This window comes from Streptomyces sp. NPDC047869 (genome assembly GCF_040704065.1).
In the GTDB taxonomy this organism is placed as follows: Bacteria; Actinomycetota; Actinomycetes; order Streptomycetales; family Streptomycetaceae; genus Streptomyces.
The window spans coordinates 87345-104016 of the sequence record NZ_JBEYRK010000020.1 but is presented as its reverse complement, the minus strand read 5'-3'; the positions used below and the strand labels follow the sequence as shown (position 1 = coordinate 104016).

Sequence of the window (16672 nt, the reverse complement as noted above, 5' to 3'; positions counted from 1 at the left end):
GGGCGGAGCGGGCCCGTGACGGGGCCGGCCGCCTCGGCTGCCGGGCGGTGACGCGGTGGGGTGTGCTCGGGTGCGGCGGACGGGGTGGGCTCGGGGGCGCGGGCGGTGGTGCTGTCTACACGAGTCAGTGCGGGCGGTGCGGGCGGCTCGGACGGGTGGGCGGTCGCTCGTTACGCGGGTGAGAAGAGGTGGTCGCTGATCAGCCGGGCCGCGCCGGTCACACCGGCGGTGGGTCCGAGCTCCCCGAGGACGATGGGCAGGTTGCCGGTCGCCAGGGGCAGCGACTGGCGGTAGACCTGGGTGCGGATCGCGGCGAGCAGGGTGTGGCCGAGGCCGGTCACCCCGCCGCCGATCACCACCAGGCCGGGGTTGAAGAAGGAGACGAGGCCGGCGATGACCTGGCCGACGTGGGTGCCGCCCTCGCGGATCAGGTCGAGCGCGGTGGCGTCGCCCGCCGCGGCCGCGGCGGCCACGTCGACGGCGGACAGGGTGCCGTTCGCCGCCAGCCGGGCCGCGAGTTCGGCGGACAGGCCCTGGCCGGCCGCCTGCACCGCGTCCCGGGCCAGCGCGGCGCCGCTGAAGTGGGCCTCCAGGCAGCCCCGGTTGCCGCAGGCGCAGGGACGGCCGTCGGGCACGGCCTGGATGTGGCCGATGTCGCCCGCGCTGCCGGTGGTACCGCGGTGCACGGTCCCGCCCACGACGATGCCGCAGCCGATGCCGGTGCCGATCTTGACGCAGAGGAAGTCCGCGACGGTGCGGGCGACTCCGGCGTGCTGCTCGCCCATGGCCATGAGGTTCACGTCGTTGTCGACCATGACCGGGCAGCCGAGTTCCTGGCTGAGCGCCTCCCGGACCGGGAAGCCGTCCCAGCCCGGCATGATCGGCGGGGCGACCGGGACGCCCTCGGGGAACCGGACCGGTCCGGGGACGCCGATGCCGGCGCCGTCGAAGCCCTCGGCGAGCCCGGTGGCCTTCAACTTCCCGGCCATGTCCAGGACTTGCTCGAAGACGGCGACGGGGCCCTCACGGACGTCCATCGGCTGGTTGAGATGACCGAGGATCTCCAGTTCGGCGTTGGTGACGGCGACGTCGACCGAGGTCGCGCCGATGTCGACGCCGAGGAACCTGAGGCCCGGGTTGAGCCGGACGTTGTGGGAGCGGCGGCCACCCCGCGAGGCGGCGAGTCCGTCGGCCACCACCAGGCCGGTCTCCAGCAGCCGGTCCACCTCCACGGCCAGCTTGGACCGGGACAGATCGACCTGGTCGCCGAGCTGGGCACGGGAGTTGGGGCCGCCGTCACGCAGCAGCTTCAGCAGGCGGGCCTGGTGCGTGTTCGCCGGTCGTGCCGTCATGCGTCTCACGTGCCCCTCCCCGCCAGTTTTCGGCCGCCAGTGGCTGGCTTTCACAGGGAAAGTAGCAGTGGTCGTTGAACCTGGGAAGAAGTCGTGCACGGATTCGCGCAGACTTTTTCCTCTTCCAGGACAAAGAGCGTCGGTTCCGGACGGTGGAATGCCTGGTCGGGCTGCCGGAAGGGCGTATGACCCCGGGCACGGGACACTGGGGAGAGCGGCCGGCGAGCGAGCGCAGGGAGGCGAGCGTGGTGATCGCCGTCAATCCGACGGACAGCGCCTCGCTGCTCGCTGCCTTCGGGGCGCTGGGCGTCCTGGGGGTGATCTTCGCCGAGTCGGGCCTGCTCGTCGTGGGGTTCTTCCTGCCCGGTGACACGCTGCTGTTCCCCGCCGGGGTGCTGTGCGCGGCGGGCGACGGCCAGGGGCCGCGGCTGGAGTTGTGGCAGGTGATGCTGTGCGCGGCCGTCGGCTCCGTGGTGGGCGGCCAGGTGGGCTATCTGCTCGGGCGGCACGGCGGGCGGCCCCTGCTGGAGCGCTCGTCGAGCCGGCGGGTGAAGGCGGGCACGGCGCGGGCGGAGCAGCTCCTGGCCCGGTACGGGTACGGCAAGGCGCTGGTGATCGGCCGTTTCGTCCCTATGGTGCGCACCGTGCTGCATCCGGCGGCCGGCGCGCTGGGGGTGCCGGTGCGGACGTTCACGTTCTGGCAGACGGTGGGCGGGCTGCTGTGGTCCCAGAGTTTCGTGCTCGCCGGGTACCTCCTGGGTTCGTCGGTCTCCCACGTCGACGACTACCTGCTGCCGCTGGTCGCCGTCATCGTGGCGCTCTCGCTGCTGCCGCTGCTGGCGGAGGCCCGCCGGGCGCGTCGCCTCCGGCGGGACGATGAGCGCCGGCGGGACGGCTGAGCGTCAGCGGGCGCCGCCGGCCCGGCCGAGCCCGTGACAAGGCCACGATCGCCCACCGGAGACCGGGGCGTCCCCGGTGGTGCGGCGATCGTGGCCGGTGTGCTCAACGCGTGCCGAGGACGGCGCTGCCGGGTGCGACCGCGCGGCCGGTCTGCGGGGAGATCATCCCCGCGCACAGACCGCGGGAGGCCAGCACCTGGGCGATGCGCGGGATGGCGGCGAGCGTGTTGCCCGGCCACTCGTGCATCAGGATGACCTGGCCGTTGGCCAGCCGTGAGACCGCCTGGACGATCGCGTCGGTGCTCGCGCCGTTCCAGTCCTGCGAGTCGACGTCCCAGATGACCTGCCGCAGGCCGTATCTGGCCTCCACCGCCTGCAGCGTGCCGTTGGTCTCACCGTACGGCGGGCGGAACAGCCGCGGGGTGCCGCCGCCGGCGCCCGCTATCGCCTGCTGGGTGCGGGAGACCTCCGAGTCCATCTGCGCCTGGCCCAGCTGGGTCAGGTGCGGATGGGTGTAGCTGTGGTTGCCGATCCACATGCCGGCGGCGGCCTCGGCCCGCACCTGGGCCGGGTAGGCGGCGGCGTACTGGCCCTCGTTGAACATGGTGGCCCTGAGCCCGCTCTGCCGCAGGGCGGCCAGCAGGGCCGGGGTGTGGGCGTCGGACGGGCCGTCGTCGAAGGTGAGTCCGACGTACCCGGCGCAGCCGGCGGCGCGCGGAGTGGTGGCGCCGGCGGCGGTCATGCTCGCCACGGCCGTCACGGCGACGGCGAGTGTGGTGACGAGGGCCCGTAAGGGCAGGCGCGGGCTGGTTCGCATGGGGGTTCCTTCCTCCTCGACTCCATTGCTCCGGTGGTCACTTCAGCCCGCGACGCACGTCACGGTGGGCCAGGTCCAGGTGCCGTTGGTCTGCAGGGTCACGCCCCAGTTGTTGCCGTTGCCGTCGGGTTTCGCGACCAGTGTCTGCGCGTCGGGGTAGCTGGTCCCGACGTTCCAGGTCGAGAGGACCTTCTCCGGGGACGGGACCTTCATCGTGACGGTCCAGTTGGCGGCCCCGCTCACCGACACGTTCAGGTTGTAGCGGTCGCTCCACTGCTGCCCCGCGGACAGGGTCGCCGTGCAGCCGCCGCTGCCGCCACCGCCGCCGGTGCCGCCGGAGGAGCCGGAGTCGGACACCGTGATGCTGGAGTTCCCGCTGCTCTGGTACCCCTCGGTGGCGAGGATCTGGTAGTTGAAGGTGCCCAGGTTCATGCCGTTGCGCGCCCAGGCGTCGAAGTGGTTGCCGGCGGTGATGGTCCCGCCGGTGCGCTTGGACTGCCGGACGCTCCAGTACTGGTTGAAGGTCCTGGTGCCCTCGATGGAGGGGGCGTTGACCCGGGTGGTCTCGTAGATGTCGTACGTGCCGCCGTCGCTGGTGACGGTGCCCTTGTAGGTTCCCGTGGGCCGGTACGTGCCCCAGTTGTCGACGACGTAGTACTCCACGAGCGGACTGGTGGTCCAGCCGTACAGGGCGAGGTAGGCGTTGCCCGACGGATTGAAGCTGCCCGAGTAGGTGACGTTCCGGCGGGCCCCGGTGCTCCAGCCCTTGCCCGCGACGAAGTTCCCGCTGTTGCTCCACTTGGTGCTGTAGGCCCCGCCCGAGGCCAGGTTCATGGAGACCGAACCGCCGCCGTCGGTCCAGAACGAGTAGTAGTACCCGTTGTCGGTGCCGGTCCGGCTGGACGTGATCACGGTGTCCGCGCGCGCGGTGCCGGGCAGGAGCAGCGCCGCCATGGCCACCAGCACCAGGGCGCAGGCGCTCCTGACGAGTGACATGAGGCGATCGCCTCCGCGGCCGTTCAAATAAGACGTGCGCATGTCAATGCAGCCTCCTCAGGTCTCCGCCGTCGTCGAAGAGTGTTGGATCGGCCGCGAGGACTGTCAATGGTTTCGGTAGATATTTCGAAACATTCGTACTCGGTCCTCCGACGATGTGGGCAACAAGTAGCAGTTCAAGCGACATATGCGAGACGCCTTCCGAAAGCGACCCGCGCACCCGAGTCCTGTGTGATCGATATCTGATCAACCAAAGTCGAAAGTTTCGAAGCCCTCGGAAATTCAGCCATCGCCTGACCGGCCCAACGTGGCTCCGCCGGAGGGGCGAGGTCCGGTGAGGGGTGTTTCCGTGGTGGAAGAGATGGGCCGGTACACCTGTGACAAGGAGGCGGTATGCCGGAGTCGGGCGGCGTTGGCGGCGTGGCGGGTGCCGCCCTGATGGGCGGTGACACGCCGGACGGCGGTCCCGGCGACGCCTTCGCACGAGTGAGCGGCGTCGCCGACGCCGTCCTCTACGAGGGCTATCTGCTCTACCCCTACCGCCGTTCCTCGGCCAAGAACCGTGTCCGGTGGCAGTTCGGGGTGCTGCTGCCCCGGGACTGGGTGGAGGCGGACGGCCCCGTGGTCCCGGGCGTCTCCGGATCCGCCGACTCCTGGTACCAGCGCACCGAGTGCCTGGTGCGCGTGCGGCGCCCCGGCGCGGTCGTACGGGTGCGCGTGCGGTATCTGCAGATGCAGCACAAGCAGGTGCGGGCGGCGGGCCCGGACGGCCGGGACCTCCCGGTCGAGTCGCTGCGGACGGACGACGGGCGCGACCACCTCACCTTCGACGAGGCGGTGCCGCACGAGGTCGACCTCGCGTGGCCACTGGCGGATCTGCTGCGCGGCGAGTGCGGTGCCGCGGCCGGGGCGCCGGCAAGTGAGGAGACCGAGGTGCTGCCCGGCGGTGCCGGGCGGGTGGTGCGACGGCGCGAGGAGATCCGGGCGCACACCGCGGTGTTGGCCGAGCGGCTCACCGAGGACGTGTACCGGCTGCGCGTGCGCACCGAGAACACCGGGCGGGCACCGGATGTCCGGGCCGTGCGCGGCGAGGCGCTGCGGCACGCACTGCTCGCCGCGCACACCCTGATCGGCGGCGAGGGCCTGGAGTTCGTGTCGCTCGTCGATCCGCCGGCCGGCCTGGCGGAGCAGGCGCGCGGCTGCGTCAACGCGTTCACGTACCCGGTGCTGGGCGGCGCGCCCGAGGACACGGGTTCCACCGGGCCGGTCGTGCTGTCCTGTCCGATCATCCTCCCGGACCGTCCGCAGGTGGCGCCGGAGAGTCCGGGCGATCTGCACGACGCGGCGGAGATCGACGAGATCCTGACGCTGCGCACGATGCTGCTGACCGACGAGGAGAAGGCCGAGGCCCGGGCCACCGACCCGCGCGCCGCCCGGATCCTGGACCGCGTCGACAGCATGCCGCCCGAGGTCTTCGCCCGGCTGCACGGCGCCATCCGCTCGCTCACCCCGGCGCGGCCCGCCCCGGCCGGCGCCCCCGCCGCCCGGCCCGCCTGGTGGCAGGAGGGCGCCGACGACGGGCTGTCCCCGGCCACCGACACGGTCGTGGTCGACGGCGTCGACGTGGGCGGCGGCAGCCGGGTGCGGCTGCGGCCGCGCGGCCGGGGCGCCGACGCCCAGGACATGTTCCTGGACGGGCGGACCGCGCGGGTGGCGGCCGTCTTCCACGACGTGGACGGCAGCACGCACCTCGCGGTGACCGTGGACGACGATCCCGCGGCCGAACTCAACGGCTGGTACGGCCGTTTCCACTACTTCCGGCCCGCCGAGGTCGAACCACTCGCCTCCGTGGACCCGGTTGCCCCACCCGGCCGCGGTCCACGCGGCCCCGACGCCCGGCCGGCAGGCCGGAGGAGGGACGGCTCGATGGACGGCGCGACGGACGCCTCCGAGACGCCGGCGCAAGGACCCGGCCGACTCCCCGACCGACTGCAGCAAAGGCCGACGACATGAGCAGCCAGAGCGGTACCACCCAAGTCAGCCGCGAGCCCGGCGGGGCCGGAGCACGCGAGGGGATCGACGAGATCCACATCCTCTGGATCTCGGAGGGAATGAGCTGCGACGGCGACACCGTCTCCCTGACGGCCGCCGACCAGCCCTCGATCGAGGACGTCGTCCTCGGCCTCATCCCAGGCCTGCCCAAGGTCAACCTGGTCAACAAGGTGCTCTCGCCCAGCCTGGGCGGCGAGGACTTCCTGGCGCCCTACCGGGCGGCGGCCCGAGGCGAGCTGGCCCCGTTCATCCTGGTGATCGAGGGTTCGATCCCGAACCAGAACATCATCGACGGCGACGGCTACTGGACGTCGTTCGGCAACGACCCGGACACCGGCGAGCCGCAGACCCTGAACTGGTGGATCGACCAACTGGCGCCCAAGGCCTGGGCGGTGGTGGCCGCCGGCACCTGCGCGACCTACGGCGGAATCCACGCCATGGCCGGCAACCCGACCGGCTGCATGGGCCTCGCGGACTACCTGGGATGGGAGTTCAAGTCGCAGGCCGGTCTGCCGGTGGTCAACGTGCCCGGCTGCCCCATCCAGCCGGAGAACTTCATGGAGACCCTGATCTGGGTGCTCCAGCACGCGGCCGGTTCCGCTCCCCCGCCCCCGCTGGACCACATGCTGCGTCCGCAGTGGCTGTTCGGCAAGACCGTGCACGAGGGCTGCGACCGGGGCTCGTACTACGAGCAGGCCGACTTCGGACTCGACTACAACTCACCCAAGTGCCTGGTGAAGACCGGCTGCTGGGGTCCGGTCGTCAACTGCAACGTGCCCAAGCGCGGCTGGATGGCGGGGATCGGCGGCTGCCCCAACGTCGGCGGTATCTGCATCGGGTGCACGATGCCCGGCTTCCCCGACGCCTTCATGCCGTTCATGGACGAGCCGCCCGGCGGCACGCTGTCGTCCATGGTCATCAAGCCCTACGGGGCGGTCATCCGCCGGCTGCGCGGCCTGACCAACGACATGGTGAACCACGAGCCCAGGTGGCGCCACAACAAGCGGAAGCTCACCAGCGGTTACGACCCGCGCTACCGCCCGTGACCGCTTCCGTCCCGCACCCCCCACCGAACCGCCGATCCCGAACAGCGAGGGGCAGTACCGCAGATGACCACCACCGAGTCCCGTCAGACACAGCGCAAGCCCGCCCAGATCGTGGACATGTCCTGGGATCCGATCACCCGGATCATCGGCAACCTGGGCATCTACACGAAGATCGACTTCGCGAACCAGGAAGTCGTGGAATGCCACAGCACCTCGTCACTGTTCCGCGGCTACTCGGTGTTCATGAAGGGCAAGGACCCGCGTGACGCGGGCTTCATCACCTCGCGCATCTGCGGTATCTGCGGCGACAACCACACCACGTGCTCCAACTACGCCCAGCAGATGGCGTACGGCGTGAAGCCGCCGAAGCTGGCCGAGCACATCACCAACCTCGGCGAGGCCGCCGAGTACATGTTCGACCACACGATCTTCCAGGACAACCTGGTGTTCGTGGACTTCTGCGAGGCGATGGTCAAGGCCACCAACCCCGGGGTGCTGGCGCGCGCCGAGCGGACCGACGCGCCCCGCGGCGACATCCACGGCTACCGGACCATCGCCGACATCATGAAGGCCTTCAACCCCTTCGAGGGCGAGGTCTACAAGGAGGCGCTGAAGGTCAGCCGGGTCACCCGGGAGATGTTCTGCCTGATGGAGGGGCGCCATGTGCACCCCTCCACGCTGTACCCGGGCGGCGTCGGCACGATGCCGCAGCCGAACACCTTCACCGACTACCTCAGCCGGCTGATGCACGTCATCGACTTCGTGAAGAGGGCGGTGGCGATGAACGACGACGTCTTCGACTTCTTCTACGAGGCGCTGCCCGGCTACGAGGAGGTCGGCAAGCGCCGTATCATGCTCGGCTGCTGGGGCGCCTGGCAGAACCCGGACGTCGTCGACTACCGGTACGAGAACATGAACCGGTGGGGCAAGGCGATGTACGTCACCCCCGGCATCATCGTGGACGGCAAGCTCGTCACCAACAACCTGGTCGACATCAACCTGGGCCTGCGCATCATGCTGGGCAGCTCCTTCTACGAGGACTGGGTCAACGAGCAGCCGTTCGTCACCCACGACCCGCTCGGCAACCCCGTCGACATGCGCCACCCGTGGAACCAGACCACCGTCCCCGTACCGCAGAAGCGCGACTTCGACGGCAACTACAGCTGGGTGATGAGCCCGCGCTGGTACCACCAGGACAGCGGCGAGCACCTCGCCCTGGACACCGGCGGCGGCCCCCTGGCACGTCTGTGGTCGACCGCGCTGAGCGGCCTGGTCGACACGCCCTACGTCAAGGCCACCGGCAACAGCGTGCGGATCTCGCTGCCCAAGGGCGAGTCGCTGCCGGAGACCACGCTGGAGTGGCACATCCCGAAGTGGAGCAACACCCTCGAAAGGGACCGCGCCCGGCCGTACTTCGTGGCCTACGCCGCCGCCATGGCCCTGCAGTTCCTGGAGGAGGCCATGGGCATGCTGCGCAAGGGCGACACCAAGGTCTTCGAGAACTTCGAGGTGCCGGACGACGCGATCGGCTGCGGCTTCCACGAGGCGGTCCGCGGTGTCCTCTCGCACCACCTGGTGATCCGCGACAAGAAGATCGCCAACTACCACCCGTACCCGCCCACCCCGTGGAACGCCAGCCCCCGCGACATCTACGGCACGCCCGGACCGTACGAGGACGCCGTGCAGGGCCAGCCCATCTTCGAGGAGAACGGGCCGGACGACTTCAAGGGCGTCGACATCATGCGCACCGTGCGCAGCTTCGACCCCTGTCTGCCGTGCGGCGTTCACATGTACATGGGCAAGGGCAAGACGCTGACCACCGTGCACTCGCCGACGTACGGGGCCAACCATGGCTGAGGCCGCCGTCCGGCTCCCGGACCCGGCGGTGGAGGCGCGGCTCGCCCGGCTCGACGAGGTGCTGGCGGGTCTGGAGTCCGCGCCGGGCCCGGCCGCCCGCGAGGCGCTGGAGTCGGTGCGGCTGCTGACCGAGGTGTACGGCGAGGCGCTGGCCCGGGTCGTGGACGTGGCGGACGAGCGGCTGAGCGAACGGCTGGCCGAGGACGAGCTGCTGGGACACCTGCTGGTGCTGCACCGCGTACATCCCGAACCGGCCGAGCGCCGGGCCGCCCGCGCGGTCGAGAAGCTGCGCCCCGCGGTGCGCGAGCGCGGCGGTGACCTCGAGTGGGCCGGCATCGAGGGCCGGGTGGCCCGGGTCCGGGTCACGGGCGGCGGCGGATGCGGCTCCGGGTGCGGCGGCGCGTCCGCCGACGTCACCGAGGTGGTCCGGGCGGCGGTACTGGCCGCCGCCCCGGAGCTGACAGCGGTGGAGCCGGTCGCCGAGGAGCGGCGGGCCGCCCCCGCGTTCGTACCGCTGGGCTCGATCAGGCGCCGGGCCGCGGCACAGGAGGCCCGGTGACCGCCGAGGGAGCGCTGGCCCGTGTCATCCGCTCGGCCGGGAGCCGGGCGGCGGCCGAGGCCGAGGTGTGCGAACTGTGCGCCGCCCCGCTGGCCGGGACGCACCCGCATCTGTACGACACCGCGGACGCGGACGTGCGGTGCGTTTGCGGCCCCTGCTCGGTGCTGTTCGCCGACGACGGGGCGGGCGAGGGCCGCTACCGGCTGGTGCCGCGGCGCAGGCTGCGGCTGCCGCCGGTCGACACGGCGGTGCTGGGCGTGCCGGTGGGCCTGGTGTTCTTCGTGCCGCGCTCCGACGGCACGGTCACCGCGCAGGGCCCGAGCCCCGCCGGGGCCATGCGGTGGGAGGTGGACGCGGCGGCCTGGCAGCGACTGGCGGGCACCTGTGCGCCGCTCGCCGGGATGGCACCCGATGTGGAGGCGCTGCTGGTGAACACGGCGCGCGGTTCCGAGCAACACTGGATCGTGCCGGTCGACGACTGCTTCCGGATGGTCGCCCTGGTCCGCCGCGAGTGGCGGGGCCTGTCCGGTGGCGGCCTGGTCTGGCCGGCCGTGGAACGGTTCTTCGCGGAGCTCACCGAGCGGCGCTGAGGACCTGGAAGGAGAGACACGATGGGCAGCATCCGAGTGGGCCGCCCCCAGGCGAAGCCCGACACACCCAGCCATGTGCCCGGTCTGCACCAGGGCAACATCGGCCCGTACGACCGGCAGACCGGATTCCACGAGGACGGCACGTCCGACGCCCGCCGCTCCACCGGGATCCACTGGAAGCGGCATGACGCCCTGATCGACGCCATGCCGAACATCTCACCGGGATGAGAGGGCGGAACGTGACGAAGCGCTGTGGAACGGCAAGGACGACGACGAGGTCGGTGACGACCGGACGGCAGGTGCTGCTCGCGCAGGCCGCTCTGGTGGGTGGCGTGGTGGTGGCCCTGTTCCTGCAGGAGCTGCCCGGCCTGCTGCGGGAGGTGCGGATCTACCGGATGACCGGTGGGCTCCGCGCGCACCGCCGGTACCCCTGAGTCCGCCGCATGCACGAGCTGTCGATCGCGACCGCGATCGTGGAGCAGGCGGAGGAGATCGCCCGGGCGGACGGCGCCGACGGTGTGTCGGCGGTGACCGTCCGGGTCGGGGAACTGGCCGGTGTGGTGCCGGACGCGCTGCGGTTCGCCTTCGAGGTGGCCCGGGACGGTACGGCACTGTCCGGGGCCCGGCTCGTCGTCGAACAGGTGACGGCACAGGCCTGGTGCGGCGGGTGCGCCGAGGAGTTCGCGGTGGGCATGCCGCCGTTCTTCTGGTGCCCGCGCTGCGACCGTCCCTCGCAGGAGCTGCGCAGCGGACGGGAGCTGGAGATCACGGATGTGGAAGCGGTGCCGGCCCCGCGCTGAGCGCGGGGCCGTTCCCCTCACGGGGCCGCTTCAGCAGATACGCGGCAGTTGCTCACCGAGCGGCAGGTCGAGCACTCGGGTGCCGCCGAGTCCGGTGGCGACGACGACCATGCCCGCGTGTTCCTCGACGCAACTGCCGATGATCGTCGCCCCGGTGCCCTGCGGGTGGGCCCGCATCGCCGCGAGCACGGCCTCGGCCCGGTCCTGGGGCACGAAGGCGACGAGCCGTCCCTCGTTGGCGACGTAGAGCGGGTCGAGGCCGAGGAAACCGCAGGCGTTCGCGACCTCGTCGGGCACGGGGAGGGCCCGCTCCTGGAGCCGTACGCCGGTGCCGGAGGCGCGGGCGATCTCGTTGAGCGAGGCGCCGAGCCCGCCCCGGGTGGGGTCGCGCAGGACGTGGATGTCCTTGGTGACCGTCAGCATGGCCGCCACCAGACCGGCCAGCGGCGCGGTGTCGGAGGCGATCTCCACGCCGAACTCCAGGCCCTCCCGCACGCTCATGATCGCCACGCCGTGCAGCCCGATCGGCCCGCTGACGATGACGGCGTCGCCCGGCCGGGCGCGCTGCGGGCGGATGTCGACCCGGTCGGGGACGAGGCCGACGCCGGCGGTGGTGACGTAGACGCCGTCACCGTGTCCGGACTCCACCACCTTGGTGTCGCCGGTGGCGACGGTGACTCCGGCCGCCTCGGCCGCCGAGCCGATGGCGAGGGCGATCCGGCCGACGACGGCCAGTTCCACGCCCTCCTCCAGGACGAAGGCCGTGGAGAGGTAGGCCGGCCGGGCACCGCTCATCGCCAGGTCGTTGACGGTGCCGTTGACGGCGAGGTCGCCGAGGCAGCCGCCGGGGAAGAACAGCGGCCGTACGACGTAGGAGTCGGTGGAGAAGGCGAGGCGGGCGCCGCCCAGGTCGAACACTGCGGAGTCGGCCATCGTGGCGAGCGTGGGATTGCCGTAGGCGGGGGCGAAGACCTGGTCGATCAGTTCGGCGGACAGCGCGCCGCCCCCGCCGTGGCCCATGACCACGACCGGCTGGTCGCGCAGAGGGGCGGGACAGGTCCAGTTCGCGGGATCGACGGGCGCTTCGGCGGCGTCGGCGGGCGCCTTCGTGGCGCCGCGGGCCGCATCGGTGGCGAGGTCAGCCAACGGGGTTCATCTCCTCCTGCGGAATGCGGGATCCCCGGGGTGCCGGGCCGCCGCTCATCCGGCGGTACAGGTAGTAGGCCGCGCAGGCGCCCTCGCTGGAGACCATGGTGGCGCCGAGCGGCGTGCGCGGGGTGCAGGCCTTGCCGAACGCCTCGCACTCGGTCGGCTTGATCAGGCCCTGGAGGACCTCGCCGGCGCGGCACACGGCGGGTTCCTCGGTGCGGATGTCCGTGACGTCGAAGCGGTGCTCGGCGTCGTGGTCGCGGAAGGCCTCGCTGAGCCGCCAGCCGCTGGCCGGGATGCGGCCGATGCCGCGCCAGTTGCGGTCGGTGACCTCGAAGACCTCCTCGATCATCCGCTGGGCCGCCGGGTTGCCCTGGTCGCGCACGGCCCGGGCGTAGGCGTTGTCGACGCGGTGCTCACCGCGTTCGAGCTGGTGGACGGCGCGGCGGATGCCCTCGAGGATGTCCAGCGGTTCGAACCCGGTGACGACGATCGGCACCCGGTGCTTCTCGGCCAGTTCCGGGTACTCGGCGGTGCCCATCACGCTGCACACGTGCCCGGCGGCGAGGAAGCCCTGTACCCGGCAGGCGGGGGCGGTCATGATGGCCTCGATCGCCGGCGGGACCCGCACGTGGGAGACCAGCAGGCTGAAGTTGTTCAGGCCCAGCCGGCGGGCCTGGTGGACGGCCATGGCGTTGGCGGGGGCGGTGGTCTCGAACCCGATCGCGAAGAACACGACCTGCCGGCCGGGGTTCTTGCGGGCGAGTTCGAGGGCGTCGAGCGGCGAGTACACCACCCGTACGTCACCGCCCTCGCTCTTGACCCGGAACAGGTCGCGGTCGGTGCCGGGCACCCGCAGCATGTCGCCGAAGGAGCAGAAGATGACATCGGGGCGGGCGGCGATCGCCAGCGCCTTGTCGATGACGTCGAGCGGCGTGACACACACGGGGCAGCCGGGCCCGTGGATCAACTCCACCTGCTCCGGCAGGAGCTGGTCGATGCCGTGCCGGATGATGGAGTGCGTCTGGCCGCCGCAGACCTCCATCAGCGCCCAGGGACGGGTGGCCGTGGCACGGATCTCGTCCAGCAACCGGCGAGCCAGTTCCGGGTCGTTGAACTCGTCGATGTACTTCACTGGACCTCACTCCCGCTCTGCTGCCGGGCCGCCTGCTCCCAGGCGTCGCCGAACTCCTCCTCCAGCAGGCCGAGTTGCCCGAAGAGCTCCAGGGAGGCCCGGGCGGACTCCTCGTCCAGGCGCTGCAGGGCGAAGCCGACGTGGACGATGACGTACTCCCCCACCCGCACATCGGGCAGGTACTCCAGGCACGCCTGTTTCTGCACTCCGCCGAAGTCGATCAGCCCGGTGAGCGGGTCGGCGCGATGGTCGATGGACACGACCTTGCCGGGCACTGCCAGACACATGGGTCACTCCGTCTCGTGGTGGTTTGCCGTTCCCGCGACCATGAGCTGGCCGAGCGCCAGCCCGCCGTCGTTGGGCGGCACTTCGTGGTGCCGCAGGACGGTGAAGCCGTGCGCGTCCAGCAGGGCGGCGCAGTCCTCCTCCAGCAGTCCGTTGGCGAAGACACCGCCGGTGAGGGCCACGGTGGTCGGGCCGGCGGACCGGCGGGCCCGCCGGCAGACCTCGGCGACGGCCCGTGCGACCCCGCGGTGGAAGCGGGCCGCGAGCACCGGCGCGGGGGTGCCGCGCCGCCGGTCGGCGAGGAGCGCCTCCAGCAGGGGCGCGGCCTCCATCCGGTGGCCGGCGCCGAAGCGGAAGGGGTAGGCCCCGGTGTCCGCGCCCCAGGCCTCGGCCGCCGAGGCTTCCAGCTCCAGCGCGGCCTGCGCCTCGTACCCGGTGCGGTGGCAGACCCCGGTCAGTGAGGACACGGCGTCGAAGAGGCGGCCCATGCTGGATGTGGGTACGCAGGCGACGTCACGTTCCAACTGCTGCCGCAGTACGAAGAGTTCGGCGTCGGTGCAGGCGAGCAGGCTCGGCAGGTCCGGTTCCCACGGCAGTCCGGCGGCCCACAGCCGGGCCAGCGCCAGCCGGCACGGGTTGGCGACGCCGGCGTCGCCGCCGGGCAGCGGGGCCGTGGCCAGGTGGGCGAAGCGGCGGAAGCCGGAGTAGTCGGCCAGCAGCACCTCGCCGCCCCACACGGTGCCGTCGTCGCCGTACCCGGTGCCGTCGAAGGCGACGCCGATCACCGGTGTGCTGCCGTCGAGGCCGTGTTCGGCCATCGTGGCGGCGATGTGGGCGTGGTGGTGCTGGACCAGCGCGGGCGGCGGCAGGCCGCGGTCCGCGGACAGGCGCCGGGCCCAGCCGGTCGAGTGGTAGCGGGGGTGCCGGTCGGCGGCGACCACCCCGGCGGTGACGCCGGTGAGGCCGGTGACATGGCGTTCGGCCCGCGCGGCGGCGTCGAGGGTGGCGAGGTCGCCCATGTCGCCGATGTGCGGTCCGAACCAGGCCTGGTCGCCGTCGCCGAGGCACAGGGCGTTCTTCAGGTCCCCGCCGACGGCGAGCACGGGACGCACCGGGACCGGCAGGCGCAGTGGGCGGGGGACGTAACCGCGGGAGCGGCGCAGCACCTGTTCGCTGCCGTCGGCGCGGACCCGCAGCAGGGAGTCGTCGCACGGGGAGGCGATGGGCCGGTCGTGGACGAGCCAGGCGTCGGCGAGGCCGGCGAGGCGGTCCAGCGCCTCGGTGTCGTCGGTGACGATGGGTTCGCCGGCACGGTTGCCGCTGGTCATGACCAGGACGCGGGGCCCGGGCGGATCGCCGGGCAGTCCGAGGAGCAGGGTGTGCAGGGGGGTGTAGGGCAGCATGACGCCCACGTGCGGGCTGCCCGGGCAGACCTGCTCGGCGAGCCGGGGGCCCGCTGTGGTCCGGCGGCGGCGCAGCAGGACGATGGGGCGGCGGGCACTGGTGAGGGCGGCGCGTTCGGCGGGGGCGAGGTCGGCGATGTCCTGGACGGTGCCGAGGTCGGCGCACATCACGGCGAAGGCCTTGCCGCCGCGCTCCTTGCGGTCCCGCAGGGTGGCGACCGCCCGGGCGTCGGTGGCGTCGCAGGCCAGGTGGTAGCCGCCGACGCCCTTGACGGCGACGATCCGGCCGGCGGCCAGCAGCGCCCGTGCCGTGGCCAGGGCACCGGCGTCCCGGGCCGGGCGGACGCCGGTGCCGGCGGCCGGGATCAGGGTGAGCCGGGGTCCGCAGTCGGGGCAGGCGACGGGCTGGGCGTGGAAGCGCCGGTCGGCGGGGTCGCCGTACTCCCGGGCGCAGGGGGGACACAGCGGGAAGCCGGCCATGGTCGTGGCGGCGCGGTCGTAGGGCATCGCGGTGGCGATGGTGAAGCGGGGGCCGCAGTGGGTGCAGGTGATGAACGGGTGGCGGTGCCTGCGGTCGGCCGGATCGGCCAGCTCGCGCAGGCAGTCCGGGCAGGTCGCGGTGTCCGGCGGGAGCTGGGTGCGGCCCGTGGACCCACCGGTGGGACGGATGTCGAAGGGGCCTGCGGCACCGGTGGCGGGGACGTCCTCGCAGCCGACGCCGGTCACGACGGCCAGCGGGGGCGGCTCCTTCACCAGCCGGTCGTGGAAGAGGAGCACGTCCTCCGCCCGGCCCTCGACCTCGATGAGCACGCCGCTCGCGGTGTTGCCGACGAATCCGGCCAGGCCCAGCTCGGCGGCCAGGCGGTGCACGTACGGCCGGAAGCCCACGCCCTGCACCGTGCCGTACACGGTGATCCGGCGGCGCACCCGGCCGGCGACGGGCGCGGTCACGAGGCGGGGGCGGAGGCGGGGTGGTGGTGCCCGTGGGGGTGCGGGGCGAGCGGCGGCCGGTGCGGCGGGGCCGTGTCGCGGGCGGCGAGGGCGTGCTCCAGGAGAGTGTCGGACCCGTCGCCGGTGCGGGCGCAGGACCGTACGATCTCCACTCCCGGATTGACGCGCTGGACGTTGGCCCGGAAGGCGTCCTCGTCGAAGCCGGCCGCCTCGGCCAGGTCGGTCTTGGTGATGACGACCAGATGGGCGGAGCCGAACGCGGTCGGGTACTTCAGCGGTTTGTCCTCGCCCTCGGTGACCGCCATCAGCGCGATCCGCAGGGTCTCGCCGAGGTCGTAGGAGGCCGGGCAGACGAGATTGCCGACGTTCTCCACGAAGAGCACCGCGGTGTCCTCCGGCAGCCAGCCCTCGAGGTGCCCGCGCACCTGCCGGGCCTCCAGATGGCACAGTCCGTCGGTGAGCAGTTGCCGGACCGGCGCGCCCGAGCGGGCCAGCCGGACGGCGTCGTTCTCGGTGGCGAGGTCGGCGGTGAGCGCGGCGACGGGCACGCCCCGCTTCACCGCCCGCGCCAGGACCCGGCCGAGGAGTTCCGTCTTGCCGCTGCCGGGGCTGGACAGCAGGTTGACCACCGTCACGCCCTTCAGCGCCAGGTCCTCGCGCAGACTCGCGGCCAGGTCGTCGTTCTTCGCCAGGACGGCCTGCTTGACGTCGGACCGGCACATGGGCGCAGCTCCTCGCGGTCGTGGGGCGGAAGGCCCCGGCCACGCCCTGTGCGGCCCGG

The 16672-nt window shown here is 72.4% G+C and carries 17 protein-coding genes; 9 read left to right on the top strand and 8 right to left on the bottom strand.

What is annotated here, in order from left to right:
- Positions 1 to 170: 170 nt before the first annotated feature.
- Positions 171 to 1352 (bottom strand): ROK family transcriptional regulator, encoded by a 1182-nt coding sequence (locus AB0924_RS24925; RefSeq protein WP_358932871.1) that lies wholly within the window; start codon positions 1350 to 1352, stop codon positions 171 to 173.
- Between the two features lie 248 nt (positions 1353 to 1600).
- On the opposite strand from AB0924_RS24925, the gene AB0924_RS24920 reads away from it, so the two are divergent.
- A complete protein-coding gene (locus AB0924_RS24920) occupies positions 1601 to 2251 on the top strand; it encodes a DedA family protein (RefSeq protein WP_366912590.1) in 651 nt (216 codons plus the stop codon).
- A gap of 103 nt (positions 2252 to 2354) precedes the next feature.
- Here AB0924_RS24920 and AB0924_RS24915 read toward each other — a convergent pair whose 3' ends face one another.
- The gene (locus AB0924_RS24915) at positions 2355 to 3068 is read right to left on the bottom strand and encodes a polysaccharide deacetylase family protein (RefSeq protein WP_358932678.1); all 714 of its coding nucleotides are present in this window, start codon (positions 3066 to 3068) and stop codon (positions 2355 to 2357) included.
- A 42-nt stretch (positions 3069 to 3110) separates the two neighbouring features.
- A complete protein-coding gene (locus AB0924_RS24910) occupies positions 3111 to 4064 on the bottom strand; it encodes a glycoside hydrolase family 11 protein (RefSeq protein WP_366912557.1) in 954 nt (317 codons plus the stop codon).
- Positions 4065 to 4502: 438 nt separating this feature from the next.
- Here AB0924_RS24910 and AB0924_RS24905 point away from each other — a divergent pair, with 438 nt between their 5' ends.
- The 8 genes from AB0924_RS24905 (at position 4503) to hypA (ending at position 10968) form a co-directional block, all read left to right on the top strand.
- Positions 4503 to 6077, top strand: a complete 1575-nt coding sequence (locus AB0924_RS24905) for a hypothetical protein (protein ID WP_358932875.1) — start codon at positions 4503 to 4505, stop codon at positions 6075 to 6077.
- Entirely contained in the window at positions 6074 to 7162 is a 1089-nt protein-coding gene (locus AB0924_RS24900; protein ID WP_358932680.1) for a hydrogenase expression protein HypE, read from the top strand. The genes AB0924_RS24905 and AB0924_RS24900 overlap by 4 nt, the downstream gene beginning before the upstream one ends.
- 63 nt (positions 7163 to 7225) lie before the next feature.
- Entirely contained in the window at positions 7226 to 9019 is a 1794-nt protein-coding gene (locus tag AB0924_RS24895) for a nickel-dependent hydrogenase large subunit (protein ID WP_366912556.1), read from the top strand.
- Positions 9012 to 9578 (top strand): NifU family protein, encoded by a 567-nt coding sequence (locus AB0924_RS24890; protein ID WP_358932684.1) that lies wholly within the window; start codon positions 9012 to 9014, stop codon positions 9576 to 9578. The genes AB0924_RS24895 and AB0924_RS24890 overlap by 8 nt, the downstream gene beginning before the upstream one ends.
- Positions 9575 to 10168 (top strand): DUF5947 family protein, encoded by a 594-nt coding sequence (locus tag AB0924_RS24885; RefSeq protein ID WP_366912555.1) that lies wholly within the window; start codon positions 9575 to 9577, stop codon positions 10166 to 10168. The genes AB0924_RS24890 and AB0924_RS24885 overlap by 4 nt, the downstream gene beginning before the upstream one ends.
- A 21-nt stretch (positions 10169 to 10189) precedes the next feature.
- Positions 10190 to 10396, top strand: coding sequence for a hypothetical protein (locus AB0924_RS24880; RefSeq protein ID WP_358932688.1), 207 nt, complete (start codon positions 10190 to 10192; stop codon positions 10394 to 10396).
- 53 nt (positions 10397 to 10449) lie between these two features.
- The gene (locus AB0924_RS24875) at positions 10450 to 10602 is read left to right on the top strand and encodes a hypothetical protein (protein ID WP_358932690.1); all 153 of its coding nucleotides are present in this window, start codon (positions 10450 to 10452) and stop codon (positions 10600 to 10602) included.
- Positions 10603 to 10611: 9 nt separating this feature from the next.
- The gene (hypA, locus tag AB0924_RS24870) at positions 10612 to 10968 is read left to right on the top strand and encodes a hydrogenase maturation nickel metallochaperone HypA (protein WP_358932692.1); all 357 of its coding nucleotides are present in this window, start codon (positions 10612 to 10614) and stop codon (positions 10966 to 10968) included.
- 30 nt (positions 10969 to 10998) lie between these two features.
- Here the strand turns inward: hypA and hypE are convergent, their stop codons facing one another.
- From hypE to hypB, 5 genes are all read right to left on the bottom strand, one after another.
- Positions 10999 to 11988 carry a hydrogenase expression/formation protein HypE gene (gene hypE, locus AB0924_RS24865; protein ID WP_366912589.1) on the bottom strand — a complete coding sequence of 330 codons (990 nt, stop codon included), beginning with the start codon at positions 11986 to 11988 and terminating at the stop codon, positions 10999 to 11001.
- Positions 11989 to 12106: 118 nt separating this feature from the next.
- On the bottom strand, positions 12107 to 13252 hold the full coding sequence (gene hypD, locus AB0924_RS24860; RefSeq protein WP_358932694.1) for a hydrogenase formation protein HypD: 1146 nt from the start codon (positions 13250 to 13252) through the stop codon (positions 12107 to 12109).
- A complete protein-coding gene (locus AB0924_RS24855; protein WP_366912554.1) occupies positions 13249 to 13539 on the bottom strand; it encodes a HypC/HybG/HupF family hydrogenase formation chaperone in 291 nt (96 codons plus the stop codon). Before AB0924_RS24855 ends, hypD begins: the two co-directional genes overlap by 4 nt.
- A 3-nt stretch (positions 13540 to 13542) precedes the next feature.
- Positions 13543 to 15891 (bottom strand): carbamoyltransferase HypF, encoded by a 2349-nt coding sequence (hypF, locus tag AB0924_RS24850; protein WP_366912553.1) that lies wholly within the window; start codon positions 15889 to 15891, stop codon positions 13543 to 13545.
- Positions 15888 to 16613, bottom strand: a complete 726-nt coding sequence (hypB, locus tag AB0924_RS24845) for a hydrogenase nickel incorporation protein HypB (RefSeq protein ID WP_358932700.1) — start codon at positions 16611 to 16613, stop codon at positions 15888 to 15890. The genes hypF and hypB overlap by 4 nt, the downstream gene beginning before the upstream one ends.
- Positions 16614 to 16672 lie beyond the last annotated feature (59 nt).